This is a genomic window from Brevundimonas sp. BAL450 (genome assembly GCF_015767455.1).
GTDB classification, from domain to species: Bacteria; Pseudomonadota; Alphaproteobacteria; order Caulobacterales; family Caulobacteraceae; genus Brevundimonas; species Brevundimonas abyssalis.
The window spans coordinates 1-369 of sequence record NZ_JADWOW010000003.1; the positions used below are offsets into that span (position 1 = coordinate 1).

Below are 369 nucleotides of genomic sequence, written 5' to 3' on the forward strand. Positions count from 1 at the left end.
GGAGAGAGATGCGCGGTCTTATCGGCCCCCAACTCATGTCGCTTTATTTCTTGGAAAAGGGCGTCATAAAAACCAAGGGCATGATGACACAGTTGGATTCGCCCACAGTCGCGGGGCGGGTCAAGGTCTATCCACAGGAGTATTTCTCTCCCAAGTTCACTCTCGACGGCGACACCTTACGCCATACCGAGAACACCTGCGTCTATCACCTCTTCGCCAACCTAAATGTTGAGATGAGCGGTGAAGAACGTGAACGGCATCGCAAGGATCCGATGCTGTATCACGAGTACGTCGATATGCTTAAGGCGCGGTCGGGTATGGGAACGCCGTCCGCTCCGGAAGTGATCGGCAAAATATCGCCTGGTGAAC

1 protein-coding gene is annotated in these 369 nt (G+C 53.9%); it reads left to right on the forward strand.

What is annotated here, in order from left to right; genetic code table 11:
* Nucleotides 1-369, forward strand: a 369-nt coding sequence (locus tag IWC96_RS00010) for a hypothetical protein (RefSeq protein ID WP_231378717.1), incomplete at both ends; no start/stop codon positions are given.